Source organism: Paraburkholderia aromaticivorans, assembly GCF_012689525.1.
In the GTDB taxonomy this organism is placed as follows: domain Bacteria; phylum Pseudomonadota; class Gammaproteobacteria; order Burkholderiales; family Burkholderiaceae; genus Paraburkholderia; species Paraburkholderia aromaticivorans_A.
The window spans coordinates 811,613-831,871 of the sequence record NZ_CP051515.1 but is presented as its reverse complement, the minus strand read 5'-3'; the positions used below and the strand labels follow the sequence as shown (position 1 = coordinate 831,871).

Sequence of the window (20,259 nt, the reverse complement as noted above, 5' to 3'; positions counted from 1 at the left end):
TAGCGCCATGTTAGAACCCCTCTTCAATTGCACGGTACATTTCAGATGAAAGCTCGTTACATCAGAACCGCCCTCGCGGCGGTGGCGCTCACTTCAGCAGCGGTCGGCACGGCGAACGCGGCCGGCTGCATGAAGGGAGCAGTCGTAGGCGGGGTGGCGGGACACTATGCCGGACATCACGCGGTGGTCGGCGCGGTCGGCGGCTGTCTGGTGGGGCGGCACATGGCCAAAAAGCATGCGGAAGAACTGGCCGTGCAACGTCAGCAAGCCAGAGTGGAATAACCCGGGTTCGGGGCGCCGGCGCCCCGTTCAGGCGATTCGCAATCCGTGCGTCGGCAGAATCTCCTGCGTGGTCACGAAGCGGTGCTGCTTGACCGCGTCGTGAAATAGCCGGTAATCGCTTTTCTCAAAAGCGTCCGTCCAATCGGGCTTGTCTCCGGTATCGTCGTCGAACTTCAAACCGGTGGCCAGGTACTTCCAGGAGCCGGGACCTTTGGGCACATAGTCCGGAATCGACTCTTTCAAACCCGGAATACCGCCGGCCTTCACGACGCGGCAAATATGCCGCAAGCGATCGTTGTCGTCCTCGAGCCGGTTCGTATTGAGCAGGTTCGTGAGCACGCCTCTCACATCGTCCGGCATGCCGGGCAGGTTCTCGAAATCTTGCCGCCCCGCCAGATAGGCGCGCACCGCGCGGCACGCCATCTCGGCCGCTTGCACGAATTCCGGCAGATTGTGTCGCTGGACGAACTCGTTTCTACCGTCGATGTAATGCCATTTCGCCCACGGTTGGTCGGGATAGTGCAAGGCAGCACCGTGACCGACGGGCAGCGCAACCGTCAGCACATCCTCCTCGATGTGTTCGATCAGGTGCTCGCTGGCGAGTCTGAGTTTGGCGAACCAGCCTTTGCGCGTGCAGTCCTGAGCCTCCAGCAGATGAACCCGATTCCACGGACTTTCGATACCGGCGAACCCCTGATGCGCCCATGTATCGACATAGGTATGAAGCGTCACGCCCAGCCGATGCAGTCCCGTCTCGGTGTCCCGGCGCAGGATCGCGCGCCGCACCACCTCGCGCGCGACCGCGCTATCCGGCCGGCACACGGCCTTTTCGTGCAACGTCGAGCCCTCGGCCGCCGGCAGAAAATGAAAGGGCGTCCACACCAGCCGGTTCTTGTCGTCCTCCGTGGTGGCGTAATCGAACAACTTGTGCGCGGTGGCGAAGCGTTCGAACGTCTCGCCGCCCTGGAAACGCAATATGCCCGCGGTCGTCGCATCGTCCACATATTGGCAGGCGTGCGCCACGGTGATCGCGTCGTCGGCCGGCATCCCGGCAACGCGGGCGGCAATATAGATGACACCATAATGAAAGTCGATATTCATGGCTGGCGCTCCTGAAGCGCGACGAATGACGACGGGGGATTCTGGACTGCGCGGCGAGGTGGATGCCGCGTCGGCGCGTGAGTAGATAGTAGACGACCGAACGCGCCGGGACTTTAAAAAACCGCTCGCCGTCCTGTTTCATGCCGCGTCCGGTGCGCGCGCCGCGCCACTAAATAGACGTGTGACAATCTTTCCGCTTTTATTATTTGCACAGTCCGGCGGCTCAGCTATGCTGTGTGCCATTGGAAACCATTCGTAATGCGAAAGGGCATAACCGGCCACACGACTCTCCAGTTCAAACCTTCGGGCAGTACACGCTAACGCAAAGGATAATTCCCGTGAAACTCGACAATTGGAAAGAAGGCGCCAGTCCGGAACGGCGCAAGCTGATACGCAGCAAGCTTCACGTCTTGCTGGCCACGATTGGCACCCTGGCGTCCGTGGTCGGGATCTGCGTGGCCATTAACGGCGGACTGGAATTCAATCGCACCAAAGTTTTCATCGGGGTCGGCATTACCGTCGTCTCCACCATCGTTTATATCTCGATGCTTTTTGCGCCGTCCGAGTGAAATCCGGCCTTCTCCGGTTGCCCAAAGCCACGCCATTGAGCGGGCGGTTACGACAGGTGGGTAATTTTCAGGCGGCTATTCCAACGCGAGTTCAGATACTCGAGCGCCAGCCGCCGGTGGCAATGGTGAGGTAAATGTTCACTGCAAAGCAGGCAAGCCGAGCGGAATAGATCGGCGTCCAGATTGCTTTCCACCCGCCGCCTGGCGATCAGCTCGACGTAAGCCGCGGAGAAATCGTCCCACGTCAATTCGTTGGCCTTGTAGCGCTTGAACAAGTCGGGTTCCGGAGCCAGGTCGGGCATTTCCTGGTAAGCGGCGCCGCACAACTTGTCGAGAAAGAAAGGCAGATCCTGTTTCTTCGCGAAGCCGGCCAGTTGCGACGTGTTGCTCAGGCGAATGTCGAGCACCGTCCGCACCTGGGCGTTTTTCAGCAGATCGAAAAATTCCTGAGCCGTCTTGCCGGTAAATCCGATGGTGGCCACCTGCACGGCATTGTTTTCGCGTTTCATTGCGGGAGTACCTGGCAGTGGGCAGACGCAGTGCCCGGAAAAAGAAAAGCCCCGCTGCGATATCCGGAGCGGGGCTCAGTCTCAGTTCACGTCGTGCTGATTTACTTGACGATACCGACCAGTTCGACCTCGAAGGTCAGGTCGCTGTTCGGCGGAATCACGCCGACGCCGCGATCGCCGTAAGCGGTCGCTGCCGGGCAGGTCAGTTTGGCCTTGCCGCCCACCTTCATCTTCTGCACGCCTTGCGTCCAGCACGGAATCACGCGATTCAGCGGGAACGTGGCCGGGCCACCGTGTTTCGCCGAGCTATCGAACTCGGTACCGTTGGCCAGCGTGCCGCGGTAGTTGACCTTCACGACATCCTCGGCGGCCGGTTGGGCGCCTGTGCCTTGCGTCAGGTGTTCGACCACGACGCCGGAAGGCAGTTTTTCGGTGGTGGGCGCGGCGGCCATTGCCGTCGAAGACAGAAGAGCTGCTGCGACCAATGCAACGATAGATTTCAAAGCGAGTCTCCAGATGGGTAGTGCGCCTCATTGTAACGGATCGCATGGGCTGCCTCGCCGCGCGCGCGGAAGTCCGCGAGCACCGTCTCGCGTTCGCGGACGTCGGCCAGCACGGCCGGATCGAGTAGCGCGGTAATCACCTCTTCGCGCTCGCGGCTCGCTTCCACCACCACGTCGCCAGACGGGCTCCAGATCGCGCTCGCGCCGCACGTGGCCCAGCCGCCGGTCGTGCCGACGTGATTCGACAACAACGCGTACACCGTGTTGTCGAATGCTCGCGCGGGAAACCAGATGCGCGACTGGTGGTAGCCGGTCTTCACGCTGAAGAGTGCGCTCACCAGATACGCGTGCGCGCCGTTGACCGCCGCAAGCCGCGCATGCTCCGCAAAGCCCGAGTCGTAGCACACGCCGAGTGCGAGGCGCCATCCGTCGAGTTCAAGCATGCGGCCTTGCGTGCCCGGGCGATAGATCTTTGTCTCGCTGCTGTACAGATATTGCTTGTGATACGAATCGAGCTGCGCGCCGGAACGGCTGAACACTAGCGAAGAGATATGCAGGCCGCCCTCGCCGCGCGTCGCCGCACCGACGATGACGGCGATTTCACGCTGCCGGCAGATGTCCCGAATCGGTTCGAGCCGCGCGTCGTGTGCATCGAAAGCGTATTTCGCGGGATCGCCGGCGATCAGATCAGGTTCGTAGCCGGTCAGGAACTTCTCGGGAAAAACCACCAGTTTTGCGCCGGCGTCGGCGGCCAGAGCGGTCAATTCGACCGTTCTGGCGATGTTGGCCGCGACGTCGCCGGACACCGGTTGAGCTTGGGCAGCCGCAATTCGCAATGAGGTTTGCGGCAGCAATGCCTGTGTATGATTCAACGTGCGCTCCGTTATGAAAGGACCGTTGCGATATGCCGCGCGCTTTCAACCCTTGGGTCGAGGCAGGCAAAGCCCCGGCATTTAAACACGAGCGGCACGCCGCGCGTAAGTGCGACGATGCGTGGTGAACCACCTGAGCGGTTTAGCGGTCCACATAGGAAATCCCTTTCTTCGAATTGTTCGCCGACACGCCAATCCGATGCTAAAGAGCGCTTTCGATGACCGAGCCGGCTGACTCCGACGAGACCACAGTCCCGGCGCCCTCTGCTTTGCCGGAGCGGCGCCGTGCGCCCCGGCCGCGCCGGATTCCGCGCAGCCGCGAGCAGCAGGCGCGACTCGACGCGCGCGAACCGGCCTTCGAGCCGCTGCTTTTTTCCATCGACGAAACCGCTGCGCAACGCCCCTTTGCCGTGAAACTCGGCGAGTGGTTTGAGGCGCGCCGCTGGCAGCCATTCGAATTTCAGCGCGAGGTCTGGCAGGAAATCGCCCGTGGCGCGAGCGGTTTGCTGCACGCGACGACCGGCGCCGGTAAAACATGGGCCGTCTGGTTCGGCGCACTGGCCGCCTTCGCCGCCACGTCAAGTGCGCGAAAACGCACGCCCCGTACACAGCCGGAGCCGCTCACCGTGCTATGGATCACGCCGATGCGCGCGCTCGCCGCGGACACCGCACGCGCGCTGCAAAGTTCGGCGGCGGAACTGGCCGTGCCGTGGAGCGTCGGCTTGCGCACCGGCGACACGTCGTCGGCCGAGCGCGCGCGGCAGAACCGGCGCATGCCGTCGGCACTGGTCACGACGCCGGAAAGCCTCTCACTCATCCTCACTCGCCCGGATGCATGCGATGTGCTTGCTCATGTGCGGCTGGTGATCGTCGACGAATGGCATGAGTTGCTCGGCAACAAGCGCGGCACGCAGACGCAACTCGCGCTCGCGCGTCTTGCGCACTGGCGGCCTGAATTGCAGGTATGGGGCTTGTCGGCGACGCTCGGCAATCTGTCCTTCGCCGCCGATGTGCTGCTCGCGCCCGTGAAAACGCCACGGGTGAGCGTGCATGGCGCGCTGCCGAAAGCACTGATCGTCGATACGGTGATTCCCGAGACCATCGAACGGTTTCCGTGGGGCGGCCATGTGGGCCTGCGCCAGGTCGACGCTGTAGCCGAGGCGATCGGCGAGGCTCAGACCTCGCTCGTGTTTACCAACACGCGCTCGCAATGCGAAGTCTGGTATCAGGCGCTGCTCGAAGCGCGGCCCGAATGGGCCGGCCTGATCGCGCTGCATCACGGTTCGCTCGATCAGGAAGTGCGCGAATGGGTCGAACGTGGCCTCAAGAGCGGCTTGTTGAAGGTGGTTGTGTGCACATCGAGCCTCGATCTGGGCGTCGACTTTCTGCCGGTGGAGCGCGTGTTTCAGATCGGCTCGCCCAAGGGCGTCGCGCGTTTGATGCAGCGCGCGGGCCGTTCGGGTCACGCGCCGGGGCGGCCGTCGCGTGTGACGATCGTGCCGACGCATGCGCTCGAACTGGTCGAGGCCGCCGCCGCGCGCGTGGCCGTCGAGAAGCGTCAGATAGAAGGCCGTGAAACACCTGAGAAACCGTTCGACGTGCTGGTGCAGCATCTCGTCACTGTGGCGATCGGCGGCGGTTTCGACGCGCGCGAACTATACGGGGAAATTCGCTGCACCTATGCCTACCGTCAACTGACGCAGGCGGAGTTCGACTGGGCGCTCGGTTTCGTCGAAGGTGGCGGCACGGCGTTGCGCGCGTATCCTGACTACCATCGCGTGGTGCGCGAAAGCGACGGCTTGTATCACGTGCCGCGCGAGGATCTGGTGCGAAGGCATCGCAACAATATCGGCACGATCGTCGCGAACGGCACGTTGAATGTCGCTTATCTCTCCGGCGGTCGAATCGGCGCGATCGAAGAATCGTTCATTTCACGGCTGAAACCGGGCGATATTTTTACTTTCGGCGGACGTGCACTTGAATTGATCCGCGTGCAGGATATGACCGCGTGGGTGCGGCGCGCGACCTCGTCGCGTGGAGCCATGCCGCAATGGGCGGGCAGTCGCATGCCGCTTTCGTCCGAACTCGCCGACGCCACGCTGACGATGCTCGCGCGCGCCGCCGGTGGCATCTACGACGAACCCGAAATGCGCGCCGTGCGGCCGCTGCTCGAATTGCAACAGAAGTGGTCGGCCTTGCCCGAGCCGGGCGTGCTGGTGGTGGAGTTGGTGAAATCGCGCGAAGGGCATCACTTTTTTTGCTATCCGTTTGCCGGGCGCACGGCGCATATCGGTTTGGGCGCACTGCTCGCATGGCGCATCGCACGCGAAAAACCCGGCACCTTTTCTATTTCGATGAACGACTACGGCTTCGAGTTGTTGTCCGCGCAGCCATTCGATTGGGCCGCGCAACTTGAAAGCGGATTGCTCTCGCCAAACGAACTGGATCACGACATTCTCGCCAGTCTCAATTCGTCAGAACTCTCGATGCGGCGTTTTCGCGAAATTGCGCGCGTGTCGGGGCTGGTGTTTCAGGGGCATCCCGGGCAGCAGAAAAGCGCGCGGCAATTGCAGGCGTCCAGTGGCCTCTTCTACGAGATCTTTCGCAATCACGATCGCGGCAATCTGTTGCTCAACCAGGCCGACGATGAAGTGCTGCTGCAGGAACTCGACGCCCGCCGCATTCGCATTGCGCTCGAACGCATGAACGCGAGCCGCGTGGTCGTCACGCGGCCAAAAAAGCCGACGCCGTTTGCGTTTCCGCTGATCGTCGGACGCCTGCGGGAAAAGGTCAGCACCGAGAAGCTAGCGGATCGCGTCGAGCGGATGCTGGCCGAACTCGAGAAGGCGGCTCGCGCATGAAGCCGGCTTCGTTGCCGGTGGAGATCGCCGGCCATCCTCTCGTGCTGTCGAGCTTGCGCGCGATTTTCGATCCGGCGCTGCGTTGCCTGTTCGTCGCCGATGCGCATTTCGGCAAGGACGCCGTGTTTCGCGCACGCGGCATTCCGGTGCCGATCGGTTCGACCGCCGACAACCTGATGCGCCTGGATATTCTGATCGCCGAGTTCGACCCGACCATGCTGGTGTTTCTCGGCGATCTGCTGCATGCGCGCGAGGCGCACGCCAGCGAGACGCTCGACGCGTTGCATGTCTGGCGCGCCCGGCATGCGGGGCTGCGGGTTGTGCTGGTCGAGGGTAATCACGACCGGCATGCGGGCGCGCTGCCGGTGACGCTCGACGTCGAGTATGTGCAGGAGCCTTGGCGTGTGGGGCCGTGGGCGCTGTGTCATCACCCGCAGAGAGTCGAGGGAGCGTATGCGCTCGCGGGGCATGTGCATCCGGTGTATCGGATTGCGACGCGCAACGATTCGGTACGTGTTCCGTGTTTCCGGTTTGGGACGGCGTGCGGCGTGTTGCCTGCGTTTGGGAGCTTTACTGGAGGGACGCGTGAGGACGGTCGTGTGGCTGGGGAGAAGGTTTTTCTGGTGGTGCAGGAGAGGGTGATTGAAGTGGTGTGACGAGGGATTTCGTACGGGCTTCTTGAGCGACTGGCTTGTGGAGGTTGAAGATGGGAGCGAGCGGACGGTGGTCGTTCGCTCGCTCCGTCTGGCATCGGTAGGGAGGCCGGTCTCCCGGCCTCCGTGCGATGAAGGAGCGTCGCTCCGTTAGTGGTTGCCGCCGCCGTGACCTCCGCCGCCGCTGCCGTAGCCGCCACCGTGGCCTCCAAAGCCGCCACCGAAGCCGCCACCGTGGCCTTGGCCTCCGTTGCCTGCGCCTGGGCCATTTCCGCCCTTGCCGCCGTCGCCACCGTGACCGCCATTGCCGTGGCCGCCTGCACCGGGACCGCCGTTGCCGCCGTTGCCGGGACCGCCTGCGCCGGGGCCGCCGTTGCCGCCGTTGCCGGGACCGCCATTGCCGCCGTTGCCGGGGCCGCCATTACCCGGGCCGCCTGCGCCGGGACCGCTGCCGCCCTTGCCGCCGTTGCCGGAGCCACCGTTGCCGCCATTGCCCGGGCCGCCTGCGCCAGGACCGCCATTGCCCGAGCCACCTGCGCCAGGACCGCTTCCGCCCTTGCCGCCGTTGCCAGAGCCGCCGTTGCCGCCATTGCCCGGGCCGCCTGCGCCAGGACCACCGTTGCCCGAGCCACCTGCGCCGGGACCGCTGCCGCCCTTGCCGGAGCCGCCGTTGCCGCCGTTGCCCGGGCCGCCTGCGCCAGGACCGCTATTGCCCGAGCCACCTGCGCCAGGACCGCCGCCGCCCTTGCCGCCGTTGCCGGAGCCGCCGTTGCCGCCGTTGCCGGAGCCACCATTACCCGGGCCGCCTGCGCCAGGACCGCCGTTGCCCGAACCGCCTGCGCCGGGACCACCGTTGCCTGAGCCACCCGCGCCGGGACCGCTTCCGCCCTTGCCGCCGTTACCGCCGTTGCCGGAGCCGCCATTGCCCGGGCCGCCTGCGCCAGGACCGCCATTGCCCGAACCACCTGCGCCGGCACCGCTTCCGCCCTTGCCGCCGTCGCCGTGACCACCTTCTCCATGGCCACCGTTGCCCGAGCTGCCTGCACCAGGACCGTTTCCGCCCTTGCCGCCATCGCCCTTGCCGCCGTCACCGTGACCGCCGTCGCCGTGAGCACCGTCTCCATGGCCACCATCGCCATGACCGCCATCGCCCTTGCCACCGTCGCCATGACCACCGTCACCGTGGCCACCGTCACCGTGACCGCCATCGCCTTTGCCGCCATCGCCGTGACCACCGTCGCCGTGACCACCATCACCGTGGCCGCCGTCTCCGTGACCACCATCACCATGGCCACCATCACCATGGCCGCCGTCGCCATGACCACCATCACCATGGCCGCCATCGCCATGACCACCGTCACCGTGACCACCATCACCATGGCCGCCATCGCCATGACCACCGTCACCGTGACCACCATCACCATGGCCGCCATCGCCATGACCACCGTCACCGTGACCACCATCACCATGGCCGCCATCGCCGTGACCACCATCACCGTGACCGCCGTCGCCGTGACCGCCGTCGCCGTGACCGCCTTCTCCATGACCACCATCGCCGTGACCATGGCCACCATCGCCATGACCGCCGTCCCCATGACCACCATCGCCGTGGCCGTCGCCGCCGTGGCCGTGGCCGTGACCATCGCCGCCGTCACCATGATGACCGCCATCGCCATGGTGACCGTGGTGACCGTGGTGCCCATGATGGCCATGACCATGGCCGCCGTCGCCGCCGTCGCCACCGTTACCGCCATCGCCTCCTGTGCCGGTTCCGCCGTTACCACTGCCACTACCCGTACTCCCGGAACCCAGTCCCGACGAGCCCGAACCAGTCCCGCCATTCCCGCCGCTATTGCCCGCGGTCGCCGTCCCTGCCGACGAAGTCCCGTTACCGCCGCTTTGCGTGCCCCCAGCCGATACCGCCCCCAACCCACCCGTGGCGAATCCACTTCCACCAGGCATCACGAGGCTTCTGCTTGGCCGAATGCAGCCAGGCGCGTCCGCACAATCACCCGGCAACGCTTGCGCCAACATCATCACGTTCGAACTGACCGACGGCGCGGCCGACGCTGCCGGATTCGTTTGCGCACCCGCCATCGCCGCATACAGACTCACAGCAACTGCGAATACCGCCCGGCGCGTCCCCAGCGCCAGCGCGTCCCCGTTTTGCTTTTTCATTTCATTCTCCTAACTATATGCTTTGAGTGACCGGCCCTGGTAACAAGCGAATCTCTGTTCACTGTTAAAAATGAAACCTCAACGCCCAGTCGTCATTGCCTCTCGTCACGCTGAAACCACGTGACTTTCAGCATCTCTCGCGCGGAAAACCCCGGTCCGATTCAACGTGATTCGAGAGAAGACAACGGGCTGTGCGCGAACCCGGTTTTGATAACGGCACAGCTGGGCCTGATGGACGTTGAAGTTATGCGCAGTGCCATTCAGTGACCGTGCGCTACCCCACGCAATGCGATATCGCCGCGGTTTTTACGATTAATTGCGCACCCGGAACTGTCAAAGATCGTCAACCACCGGCTTTATAAAGAGGAGGGAATTCACGCCTTTAGATACGCACTCCAAACTATTATTTTTTTACATCTTCCTTGATCCACTTGATCAGATGAATCAAGCGGATAGGTTCGAATGCTTCACATACGTGCGTATCCGAACACAAAGGAGAACTTGCCCGTGCACGAGTGCGGGCAATCACACAGACAGCGCAAACCCGGACTATTTACTCTGCGCCATAATCACCTCCGCACTTCAGCAAGGCGCAAAACCGTCGAATGAATAAAAGCATTCCGTCATCGGATCGGCCGCCCTCCTCGCCGTATAAAACTTGCGGCTCGCATCGCATTCCAACTGCCGCGCAAACCCACTGCCACTCCCTTTCTGAATTCGTTCGCGATCTATGCGCCATCGCACGGACCGGGCGCGAATTCTGATTCGGGCGACAATACGAGCATCGCAACTCCATCGACCACAGGAAAACAGATGCTTCTATCCGAACAATGGGTGCTGGTCACGGGCGGCGCTCGCGGACTCGGCGCCGCGATCACGCGCGCGCTCGTGCGTGAAGGTGCGAGCGTGGTCGTGAACTACCTCAACAGCGAAACATCGGCGCTCGCACTGAAAGACGAATTCGGCGATCGGGTGCTGCCACTTCGAGCGGACGTCACGGACGCAGCCGCCGTCACGCGCCTGTTTGAAAAAGCGCGGACGCAAACCGGCCAACCCATCGTGTCGGTAGTCAACAACGCGCTGGCCGACTTCCAGTTCGACGGTGATGCTCGCCCGAAAATCGACTCCATCGACTGGGCGCGTTTTCAGCAGCAACTGGACGGTTCGCTCAAAGGCGCGCTCAATACGATTCAGGCGGCCGTCGCCGGCATGCGTTCGCGAGGGTTCGGCCGCATCGTCAACGTGGGCACTAATCTGTTTCAGAACCCCGTGGTTCCCTATCACGACTACACGGCGGCCAAAGCAGCGCTGTTGTCGCTCACGCGCACCGCTGCCCACGATCTCGGTCCGGACGGCATCACGGTGAACATGGTGTCGGGCGGACTGCTGCGCACCACCGACGCGAGCGCGGCCACGCCGGAATTCGTTTTCGACCTGATCGCGAGCTCCACGCCAGTGCGCCGCGTCACGACACCAGAGGAATTCGCGGATGCCGTCCTGTTTTTCCTGTCGCCGTGGTCGCGCGCGGTGACCGGCCAGAACCTGATCGTCGACGGCGGCCTCGTGAAAGGCTAAGCGGTTCGCTCACCACTCGCGCGCCTCCGACGCGCGGGCGAGCCACGCCGGGAAGTGTCGCTGCGCACCCACCACGCGGCGGCGCAACCAACACTTCTTTGCAGTATCTTTTTCCGAAGCATTTCCACCATCCGTGGCGCCGGAGCGGGTTATCGCCACCGTCAAGGCCCGCGAAAGCTTGCCGCGCGAGCTCTTGCGCACAATCGGCAAGAAACGCGGGTTTACCTCTGTTTGACTTCAGGAGGCAGGCTCGTTTACTGGACGCAAAACAAGCCTTCAGGACACTTCCAATTTGCTTTGGTCAGCTGAATAGTGTTCTGCGAATCTCGTCCACTATTTCAGGAGATTGAGCCATGGTTAATGTGTCCAGCAGCGCCGTCGACGAATTGAAAACCGCCATCCGGGGCCAGGTTCTGTTGCCCGGCGACGCGAGCTTCGACGAAGCACGCAGTATCTGGAACGCGATGATCGACCGGCATCCGGCGATCATTCTGCGTTGCGCGGGCGTTGCCGACGTGCGCCAGGGCGTGGCCTTCGCGCGCGATAACGGCCTGCCGCTCGCGATTCGCGGCGGCGGCCACAACATCGGCGGCAGCGCATTGTGCGACGACGGCGTCGTGCTCGACCTGTCCCAGATGAGATCGGTGCGGATCGATCCCACGGCACGTCGCGCGTATGTCGAACCGGGCGCGACGCTGCACGATTTCGATCATGAAGCGCAGGCCTTCGGGCTCGCCACGCCGCTCGGCATCAACTCGACCACCGGCGTCGCGGGCCTGACGCTCGGCGGCGGCTTCGGCTGGCTGAGCCGCCGATATGGCATGACGGTGGACAATCTAATTTCGGCCGACGTCGTCACCGCCGAAGGCGAACTGGTCCACGCAAGTGCCGATTCGCATGAAGACCTGTTCTGGGCGATTCGCGGCGGCGGCGGCAATTTCGGCGTCGTCACGCGATTCGAGTTCGCCCTGCATCCGGTCGGGCCGCTGGTCTACGGCGGCCTCGTGGTGCTGCCGATCGAGCAGGCGAGGGACGCCCTGCTCAAATACCGCGCGGCGAAAGCCGACATGCCGAAGGAACTGAGCGTGTGGGCGGTGCTGCGGCTCGCGCCGCCGTTGCCGTTTCTGCCACCCGAAGTTCACGGCAAGCCGGTGATCGTCTTCGCAATGTGCTATACCGGCGCCGTCGAAAGCGGTCCGTCCACGGTGGAATTCGTACGCACCTTCGGAACGCCGGTCGGTGAACATCTCGGCCCGATGCCGTATGCCATGTGGCAACAGGCGTTCGACCCGCTGCTCACGCCGGGCGCGCGCAACTACTGGAAATCGCACAATCTCGGCGAGATTCCGGACGGCCTCATCGACGCGCTGCTCAACGCGATCGACAACCTGCCGTCGCCGCAATGCGAGATATTCTTCGGACAGATCGGCGAGCAGACGCAGAGCGTTCCAGTCGAAGCCACCGCCTATTCGAGCCGTGACACGGTGTACGCGATGAACGTGCACGGCCGCTGGGACGATGCGAGCGACGACGAACGCTGCGTCGGCTGGGCCCGCGCATTTTTCGAAGCAGCGGCGCCGTTCGCGCTGGGCAGCGTCTACGTCAACTTCATGACGGAGGAAGAAGGCGGACGTGTCGCCGATGCGTACGGGCCGAACTACGAACGCCTGGTTGCTGTAAAAAACCGCTACGATCCACGCAACCTGTTCCGTCACAACCAGAACATCCGGCCGTCGGCGTAGTTAGTCCTAGACAAGCGGGGCAACGGGCGCCGACATCCCGCGCGTTGTCCCCCAACGCGTGCTGGACCCGCCGTGAACACGCGCGCGGCGGGACCGGGCACACTAAGTGCTGGTTAGCAATTGACGTACGGGCTTGTCGGCGTCACGCCCTTACCGCCTGAATGGAAACGAACCACGCCACTTTCATAACGCCAATAGCGCCAATAACGCGAAAGGACAACAATCATGCGCAGACGACAATTCATCATGACCACCAGCGCCGCGCTCGCCACTGCGGGGCTCGGCCTTGCCGGCTGCACGACGACGTCGCCGTCATCGAGCGCATCGCCTTCGGCCAACGCCGGCAAGCGCGACAGCATCAACGCGGGGGTCGATTCCACGCTGTCGCGTCTCTACGAGAACGCCACCGGCTCGCGTGAACTGGTGGCCAAGGCAAGCGGCATTCTGGTGTTCCCGAACGTCATTTCGGCGGGCTTTTGGGTCGGCGGCCAATATGGCGAAGGCGCATTGCGCGTGGGTGGCCGCACGGCGGGGTACTACAGCACCGTCGCGGGCTCGTTCGGTTTGCAGATCGGCGCGCAATCCAAGGCCCTCATCTTCCTGTTCATGACGCAAGAGGCACTCGACAAATTCACGAGCAGCCAGGGCTGGGCAGCCGGTGCGGACGCCACCGTCGCTTTGCTGAAGATCGGCGCGAACGGCGCGGTCGACACCTCGACCGCGACCAGCCCGGTCGAAGCCTTTGTGCTGACGAACGGCGGCCTGATGGCCGGCGTATCGCTCGAGGGCACCAAGGTCTCGCGTCTGATGATCTGAGCCTGAGCGCACACGCGCAGTGCCACGCAGCCGCCTCGCCGGCTGCGTGGCATTTTTATCTGACCCGACGCGGAAGTTGTCGTCGCGTTACCCGCCTCCCGGTCAGCCTGACCGCACTGCTGTAAAATCCACGCTCTTTGCAATCTTGCCCGGCCACCGCTGCGCCCCAGGCCGGGACACTCATCTGTCCGCAGACGCGCGTCTCGCCTGCATGCACGCCGTTAGCCCGGACTCCCCACCTCGCTGAAGATGAACACCGCTCGTCCCACTCACGGCTGGCTCGCCACGCTGCCCGGCATCAAAAGCAATGTCCTCGCAGGACTGACTTCTTCATTCGCGCTGGTGCCGGAATGCATCGCCTTCGCGCTGGTCGCCCATCTCAATCCGTTGATGGGCCTGTATGGCGCCTTCTTCATCTGCGCCATCACGGCGTTGTTCGGCGGACGGCCCGGCATGATTTCCGGAGCCGCCGGTTCGATGGCGGTGGTCATCGTGGCGCTCGTCGTGCAACACGGTGCGCAATATCTGCTTGCCACGGTGATCCTCAGCGGCATCCTGATGGTGGTGTTCGGCGCGCTGCGGCTCGGCAAACTGATCCGCATGGTCCCGCATCCGGTGATGCTCGGTTTCGTCAACGGACTGGCGATCATCATCGCGATGGCGCAGCTCGCGCACTTCAGACAGAGCACGCCGCAAGGCGAACAATGGCTGCACGGCAGCGCGCTGCTGATGATGTGCGGACTCGTCGCGCTGACCATGGCGATCGTCTATCTGCTGCCGCGACTCACGCGCGCGGCGCCGCCCGCGCTGGTGGCGATCGTCGGCGTGGGTCTCTTCACGCAGTTGCTGCATGTGCCGACCCGCACGCTCGGCGACATGGCGCATATTGCGGGCGGCCTGCCGAGTCTGCATATGCCGAGCGTCCCGCTGAATCTGGACACGCTGCATGTGGTGCTGCCCTACGCGGTGCTGATGGCGGTCGTCGGTCTGCTGGAAACGCTGCTCACCTTCAATCTGACCGACGAGATCACCGAAACGCGCGGCCAGCCAAACAGGGAATGCCTCGCGCTCGGCGCCGCGAATATCGCCTCGGGTCTGCTCGGCGGCATGGGCGGTTGCGCCATGATCGGCCAGACCATGATCAATCTGAATTCAGGCGGCCGGTCGCGCCTGTCGGGTATCGTCAGCGGCGTGATGATCCTGATGTACATCCTGTTCCTGTCGCCGCTGATCGAGCGCATTCCGCTGGCGGCGCTGGTCGGCGTCATGTTCGTGGTGGCTCAACAGACTTTCGCGTGGGGCTCGCTGCGGGTGCTGGGCAAGGTACCGCGCAACGACGCGTTGGTGATCGTGGCGGTCAGCATCATCACCGTGTTTTCCGATCTGGCGATTGCCGTGCTGTGCGGCATCGTGATCGCCGCGCTCAATTTCGCGTGGCAGCACGCCCGTGAAATTCACGCGCACGTCGAAGATCGCGCCGGCGACAAGATTTACGCGCCGCGCGGCACGCTGTTTTTCGCGTCGACCACCCGTTTTCACGAGCTTTTCGATCCGGTCAAAGATCCCGAGCGCGTCACCGTCGACTGCCGTGATCTGCTGCTGGCCGACCATTCGGCACTGGCGGCATTGCAAGGCCTGGTCGAACGATATCAAAAAGCCGGCAAGGAATTACGTATGAAGAACTTGTCCGAACGCAACCAGCGTCTGCTGAGTCGCGCTGGTATTGCGCTAGCTTGACGGATTGGCCAACGCACAGCCGAAACGTTGCGCGCGCAACCTGACGGATTCCCAACGTCAATTGGCGCCTGGTGCAAACACTGATCGAAGGTAATATTTCCCGAGACCGCTGATTTTTCGTACTACAGTAGACGTTCCGCGTGCAGTCCTCGGAGGCCACCGTGACAAGGCGCGTATCGCTCGACGAAACCGAGTTTGCCATCTGGACACGCAGAAGCGCCGCGGATACCGGGCAGTCGCATCGCATCCTGATAGGACATCGCGACAAGGCGATCGGCGAATCGCTGGTGCTGTCGCTTTCGCTGAAGGGCTACGAAGTGATCTACGCCGCCGATCTGATCAAGGTGCAAAGCTTTCTGAGGTGGTGGAAGCCGCACGCGGTTTTACTCGACACGCGGCTCGAGTCCGTTTCCAGCTATGAATTCACGCGCGCCGCGCGCGCGGAACGATCCAACGCCGACGTCCTGATTCTGGCGATGAGCAACGTCTGGCCGCTCGACCCGATCGGCCTGCTGAAAGACGCCGGTTTCGACGGCCATTGTCGGCGCCCCTGTTCGCTATGGCGCGTGGCGGATATTCTCGAAAACCACTTCGCCCGGGCCTGAGCGGCCGCTTAACGGCCGCTCAATGGCCGGTCAGCGGCCTTCCGGCAACGTGAACACCGCAATCGCCGCGCTGAGCTGCCCGGTCTGCGCCTTCAGCACATCCGCTGACGCGCTCGCTTCTTCCACCAGTGCCGCGTTCTGCTGGGTCGTCTGATCCATGCTCGCCACCGCGATGTTGACCTGCTCGATGCCCGAGCTTTGCTCCACCGACGCCGCACTGATCTCCCCCATGATGTCCGTCACGCGGCGCACTGCCTGCACGACTTCCTGCATGGTTTCGCCGGCGCGGCTCACGTACTGCGAGCCGCCTTCAATCTGCGCCGCGGACTCTTCGATCAGCGTCTTGATCTCCTTCGCGGCCGCCGCGCTGCGCTGCGCGAGGCTGCGTACTTCGCCCGCCACCACCGCGAAGCCGCGTCCTTCCTCGCCGGCGCGCGCTGCTTCGACCGCCGCGTTCAAAGCAAGAATGTTGGTCTGAAACGCGATGCCCTCGATCACACCGATGATGTCGCCGATCCGATGCGACGACTGCGAAATGCCGCGCATCGTCTCGACCACCTGACCGACCACTTCGCCGCCGCGCGCCGCCGTCTCCGATGCGTTATGCGCCAGCTGGCTGGCCTGCTTCGCGTTGTCGGCGTTCTGCTTCACGGTCGCGGTGATCTGCTCCATGCTCGACGCGGTTTCGCCGAGCGCGGTGGCCTGCTGCTCGGTGCGGCGCGACAGGTCCGCATTGCCGGCGGCGATTTCGTTGGACACCGTCGAGATCAGCGTCGCGCCGCCGCGAATCTGTGCGATCGCGTGCGCGAGGCGCTGCTGCATGCGCTGCATCGCGGCGAGCAGGCTGGTTTCGTCGCCGGCCTTGGTCTCCACGATCACGTCGAGTTCGCCGTCGGCGATACGCGCGGCGATCTGCGCCGCGTACGCCGGCTCGCCGCCGAGTTGCCGCAAGATGCTGCGCAGGATCACGCCGATCACGAGCGACACCACCAGGCACAACAGCAACGCGGCGCCCACATACTGGATGAGCGTCGTGTAGAACGCGGCGTCGATATCGTCGGTGAAGACGCCAGTGACGATCGTCCAGTCCCACGGCTTGTACAGCCGCACGTAATTGATCTTCGGCGCCATTTCGTTGGAGCCCGGCTTCAGGAACTGCAAGTGGATGAAGCCTTCGCCTTCGCGCTGGGCGAGATCGGAGCCGTCCTTGAACACATGGCGCCCTTGCGGGTCGGTGAAGCCGCTCATGTCCTTGCCTTCGAGGTCGGCCCGCACGCCGTGCATCAGTACGCGGGCGTGCGCGTCCTCGATCACGAGATAACCGCCGGCACCGTCGTAGCGCATCGCGCGCAGATCGGCCATTGCGGTGCGTTGCGCGTCGGCGAGCGGCATCGTGCCCGCGGCGACCAGGCCGTTATAGCGATCCAGCACGCTGTACGCGACGCTGACCACGCTCTTCAGTTCGGCCTGACGGTCGGCGATCATCGTGTCGCGTGTTTTGAAAGCGCCCCACAGGCCGATTGCCAGAATACCCATGCACATCACTGCTAGCGCGAGCCAAAGCCGCACCTTCAGGCGAAACCGTTCCATCTCCGTATCCCTTGTACTTTGTCGTCGACGCGCCGCTCGCGGCGGACGCCGCGGCGGTTCATGTCACTCTCTGGATTAACGGCGGAACGGGAGAAAACTTCAGGCTTTGCCGATCGGCTTCGGGCGCCGGGCCTTGACGCGGGCCTGGCAGGCGCGGCTCACGACGCGGTTAACGAAGCGGCGCCTTCCCAAACTGACTTCGTGCACGCGGGTCGAGCGAGGATTTATTCCGCCGGCAGCGTCAGCGAGGCAACTTCGCAGCGCGGCCACTGACGCAAGACGTCAGGCGCCAGCAACAACTTGGCGGCTCGCACGCCCGCGCCCATGACGATCTGGGTCCGCTCCATGACGGCGGCATCGACGAGAACGCGCCAGTCGTCCGGCAAGCCGAAGGCCGTGATACCGCCGAACTCCATGCCGCTGTGCTCGACCGCCGCTTCCCGCTTGGCGAACGAAAGCCGCTGCGCGCCCAGCGCCGCCTTCACCGCACCGTTAATGTCGAGCCGCAGCGAACCCAGCGAGACCACCGCCGCGTAATGCTCGGCGCCCTCTTTCTTGTAGCGGATCACGATCGTGTTCGCGCAGTCTTCCAGGCCGAAGCCGTAGCGCGCGCTGAATGCGGCGGTATCCGACGCGTCGTCGGTGACGGAGAACACCGTGACGCCTTGCGCCGGCAACTGCTCGACCACATGCGCAGGCAAATGCGCGCCCAATTGTTCCGCTGCAATGACGTCCAGCCGCTGTACGAGTTCGTGCGAGTGCATAGTGAGCAAAGTGTATGAGGATCCCTCCGCATTCTAACGGCACACCTCGCCCGAGGTGTGCGGCCGGTGCCGGCACGGGGGCGGCGCGTGCCGGTCGCGCTTGTTATAGTGACAGGCACAAGGTTTGCGAAAGGCTTTAAAGCGAAGACTGCGGTGAAGCTGCACGACCAGTCCGCCCCCCCCCGGTCCGCACCCGCCACCTCGTATTGCCCGCGCAGCGCCAGTACCCATTGGGAAACACGACCATGGACATCGACACGCTTTCCGCCGAGAACCTCCAACAGGTGGCCCGCAAGCAGGCCAACTGGGCTATTGACGCCTTCAAACAATTCGCCGACGACCGCTGCGCGGCCATGGCCGCGAGCATCGCTTTCTATGCCGCGTTCTCCCTCGCGCCCACGCTGGTGATGGTGATCGCCGTGGCCGGCTGGTTCTTCGGCGCCGAGGCCGCGCGCGGCGAGTTGTTCAACCATATCCACGGCTTGCTCGGCGACCAGGCCGCCGCGGGCGTCCAGACGATCGTCGAGAACGCGCATCACAGCGGCAGCGCCGGTGGCATCGCGGCGATCATTTCGTTGGCGACACTGGTGATCGGCGCTTCCGCGACCTTTTCGTCGCTGAATAGCGCACTCAATCTAGTCTGGCCGAATACCGGGCCGCGTTCGTCGAGCGTGATCGCGCTGGTGCGCGTGCGTCTGATTTCGTTTGGGCTGGTGCTGGGGGTGGCGTTCCTGCTGATCGTGTCGCTGGTGCTCGATACGGTCATCACCTTCGTCGGAAAATGGCTGTGGGGCGACTCGCCGTATGTCATGATCGGCAATCTTCTGCAACTCGGTGTCGGCCTGCTGGTGCTGGCGTTCGCCTTCGCCGGCTTGCTCAAGTTTCTGCCGGATGCCCGCGTGCGCTGGCGGGATGCGTTCGTCGGCGGGATTGTCGCGGCCGTGCTGTTTTCGGCGGGCAAGAAGCTGTTCGCGCTGTATCTCGCGCACGCCGGCATGGCCACCTCGTTCGGCGCGGCCGGTTCGCTCGCCGTGCTGCTGATGTGGCTGTACTTCTCCGCCGCCGTGCTGCTGCTCGGCGCGGAATTTTCGGCGGCGCGCGGGCGTATGCACGATCCGCGTGGAAGCTGGGGCATGCAGGACAACACGCCGCCCGGTAGCCGCGCCAAGCTCGCCTCGGTGCTGGCGGCATCGACGGTTGCCGCGGATGCAGTGCCGCACGCCGATGCGAAAGCGGACGGACGCGCCGCGTTGGGCGACGCCGCGCTCACTCCCGCCATGCGAGCCGCGAAAGCAGGCGCGCTTGACGGCGCAGCACCGGCGGCGACTCTCCGGGCGCAAGCCAGAAACAGGCCGTCGGTGCGAGCAACGGCGCTCAAGGTCGGCCGTACGGTCGTGCTGGCCGAAGCGCAAGCGACGCGTATCGCCGCCGTCACGCTAGTCGAGGCGAGCCGCAAAGCTATCGCGGCCGACCGCTACGTGAGGCGACATCCGTGGCCTTCGGTGATCTTCGCGGCGACTGCCGGGTTGGCTGCCGCAATGGTCGCGCGTCGGAATACCCACAACAGCGAACGATAAGACCGCAAGTCGCAACCAGGCAGGCGTCGAGGGCTGCACCTGTCAGCCTGGTGGGTTGCGCCTGCTCACAACGCCGAAAACCTGTCTAGCGACCCCGTCAAGCGAGATCTCACTCGATTTTTATAGAAACGCTACAAAAGGAGCCGGTAAATTAGACGACTTCATTACAGCTCACTTTCAAATCAGTGTCGAAAGTACACGTATTGGAGCACTCACTGTCAACAAAACAACAATAATGCTGAGTCAACGAATAAATGTTGCTGAAACAGAAATAATCGTTAACGCGCTTTAAATACAAGGCTTTGCGTGGTTTGTCAGTTTTTGG

Annotated in this window: 18 protein-coding genes; 12 read left to right on the top strand and 6 right to left on the bottom strand. The window is 63.7% G+C overall.

Features of this window, described 5'->3' with window-relative positions:
• Positions 1–45: 45 nt before the first annotated feature.
• On the top strand, positions 46–282 hold the full coding sequence (locus tag HF916_RS15560; RefSeq protein ID WP_168789797.1) for a hypothetical protein: 237 nt from the start codon (positions 46–48) through the stop codon (positions 280–282).
• 27 nt (positions 283–309) lie between these two features.
• Here HF916_RS15560 and HF916_RS15555 read toward each other — a convergent pair whose 3' ends face one another.
• Positions 310–1,383 carry a DUF6765 family protein gene (locus tag HF916_RS15555; protein WP_168789796.1) on the bottom strand — a complete coding sequence of 358 codons (1,074 nt, stop codon included), beginning with the start codon at positions 1,381–1,383 and terminating at the stop codon, positions 310–312.
• Positions 1,384–1,721: 338 nt separating this feature from the next.
• Here HF916_RS15555 and HF916_RS15550 point away from each other — a divergent pair, with 338 nt between their 5' ends.
• Complete coding sequence (locus HF916_RS15550) at positions 1,722–1,952, top strand: DUF2964 family protein (RefSeq protein ID WP_168789795.1); 231 nt, start codon at positions 1,722–1,724, stop codon at positions 1,950–1,952.
• Between the two features lie 47 nt (positions 1,953–1,999).
• Here the strand turns inward: HF916_RS15550 and HF916_RS15545 are convergent, their stop codons facing one another.
• The 3 genes from HF916_RS15545 to HF916_RS15535 all read right to left on the bottom strand — a co-directional run bounded on the left by HF916_RS15545 (position 2,000) and on the right by HF916_RS15535 (position 3,836).
• Positions 2,000–2,461 (bottom strand): DUF488 domain-containing protein, encoded by a 462-nt coding sequence (locus HF916_RS15545; RefSeq protein ID WP_168789794.1) that lies wholly within the window; start codon positions 2,459–2,461, stop codon positions 2,000–2,002.
• A gap of 101 nt (positions 2,462–2,562) precedes the next feature.
• On the bottom strand, positions 2,563–2,964 hold the full coding sequence (locus tag HF916_RS15540) for an FKBP-type peptidyl-prolyl cis-trans isomerase (protein ID WP_041759096.1): 402 nt from the start codon (positions 2,962–2,964) through the stop codon (positions 2,563–2,565).
• Positions 2,961–3,836 (bottom strand): carbon-nitrogen hydrolase family protein, encoded by an 876-nt coding sequence (locus HF916_RS15535; RefSeq protein WP_168789793.1) that lies wholly within the window; start codon positions 3,834–3,836, stop codon positions 2,961–2,963. The genes HF916_RS15540 and HF916_RS15535 overlap by 4 nt, the downstream gene beginning before the upstream one ends.
• 218 nt (positions 3,837–4,054) lie before the next feature.
• Between HF916_RS15535 and HF916_RS15530 the strand changes: the two genes are divergently transcribed.
• From HF916_RS15530 to HF916_RS15490, 9 genes are all read left to right on the top strand, one after another.
• Positions 4,055–6,697 (top strand): ligase-associated DNA damage response DEXH box helicase, encoded by a 2,643-nt coding sequence (locus HF916_RS15530; RefSeq protein ID WP_168789792.1) that lies wholly within the window; start codon positions 4,055–4,057, stop codon positions 6,695–6,697.
• Positions 6,694–7,353, top strand: coding sequence for a ligase-associated DNA damage response endonuclease PdeM (gene pdeM / locus HF916_RS15525; RefSeq protein WP_168789791.1), 660 nt, complete (start codon positions 6,694–6,696; stop codon positions 7,351–7,353). The genes HF916_RS15530 and pdeM overlap by 4 nt, the downstream gene beginning before the upstream one ends.
• A 150-nt stretch (positions 7,354–7,503) precedes the next feature.
• The gene (locus HF916_RS15520; RefSeq protein ID WP_206001894.1) at positions 7,504–8,211 is read left to right on the top strand and encodes a hypothetical protein; all 708 of its coding nucleotides are present in this window, start codon (positions 7,504–7,506) and stop codon (positions 8,209–8,211) included.
• Between the two features lie 141 nt (positions 8,212–8,352).
• Positions 8,353–9,558 carry a hypothetical protein gene (locus HF916_RS51500; RefSeq protein WP_168789789.1) on the top strand — a complete coding sequence of 402 codons (1,206 nt, stop codon included), beginning with the start codon at positions 8,353–8,355 and terminating at the stop codon, positions 9,556–9,558.
• Positions 9,559–10,341: 783 nt separating this feature from the next.
• Complete coding sequence (locus tag HF916_RS15510; RefSeq protein ID WP_168789788.1) at positions 10,342–11,103, top strand: 3-oxoacyl-ACP reductase; 762 nt, start codon at positions 10,342–10,344, stop codon at positions 11,101–11,103.
• 353 nt (positions 11,104–11,456) lie between these two features.
• Positions 11,457–12,845 carry an FAD-binding oxidoreductase gene (locus HF916_RS15505; RefSeq protein WP_168789787.1) on the top strand — a complete coding sequence of 463 codons (1,389 nt, stop codon included), beginning with the start codon at positions 11,457–11,459 and terminating at the stop codon, positions 12,843–12,845.
• 225 nt (positions 12,846–13,070) lie between these two features.
• The gene (locus HF916_RS15500) at positions 13,071–13,661 is read left to right on the top strand and encodes a BPSL1445 family SYLF domain-containing lipoprotein (RefSeq protein WP_168789786.1); all 591 of its coding nucleotides are present in this window, start codon (positions 13,071–13,073) and stop codon (positions 13,659–13,661) included.
• Between the two features lie 249 nt (positions 13,662–13,910).
• A complete protein-coding gene (locus tag HF916_RS15495) occupies positions 13,911–15,398 on the top strand; it encodes a SulP family inorganic anion transporter (protein ID WP_168789785.1) in 1,488 nt (495 codons plus the stop codon).
• Between the two features lie 161 nt (positions 15,399–15,559).
• On the top strand, positions 15,560–16,003 hold the full coding sequence (locus HF916_RS15490) for a histidine kinase (RefSeq protein ID WP_168789784.1): 444 nt from the start codon (positions 15,560–15,562) through the stop codon (positions 16,001–16,003).
• Positions 16,004–16,033: 30 nt separating this feature from the next.
• Here the strand turns inward: HF916_RS15490 and HF916_RS15485 are convergent, their stop codons facing one another.
• Together HF916_RS15485 and HF916_RS15480 are read right to left on the bottom strand one after the other, a co-directional pair.
• Positions 16,034–17,593, bottom strand: a complete 1,560-nt coding sequence (locus HF916_RS15485; RefSeq protein WP_168789783.1) for a methyl-accepting chemotaxis protein — start codon at positions 17,591–17,593, stop codon at positions 16,034–16,036.
• Positions 17,594–17,817: 224 nt separating this feature from the next.
• Entirely contained in the window at positions 17,818–18,357 is a 540-nt protein-coding gene (locus HF916_RS15480) for a YbaK/EbsC family protein (RefSeq protein WP_168792029.1), read from the bottom strand.
• A 245-nt stretch (positions 18,358–18,602) separates the two neighbouring features.
• Between HF916_RS15480 and HF916_RS15475 the strand changes: the two genes are divergently transcribed.
• Positions 18,603–19,934, top strand: coding sequence for a YihY/virulence factor BrkB family protein (locus tag HF916_RS15475; protein WP_168789782.1), 1,332 nt, complete (start codon positions 18,603–18,605; stop codon positions 19,932–19,934).
• Positions 19,935–20,259: the final 325 nt, after the last annotated feature.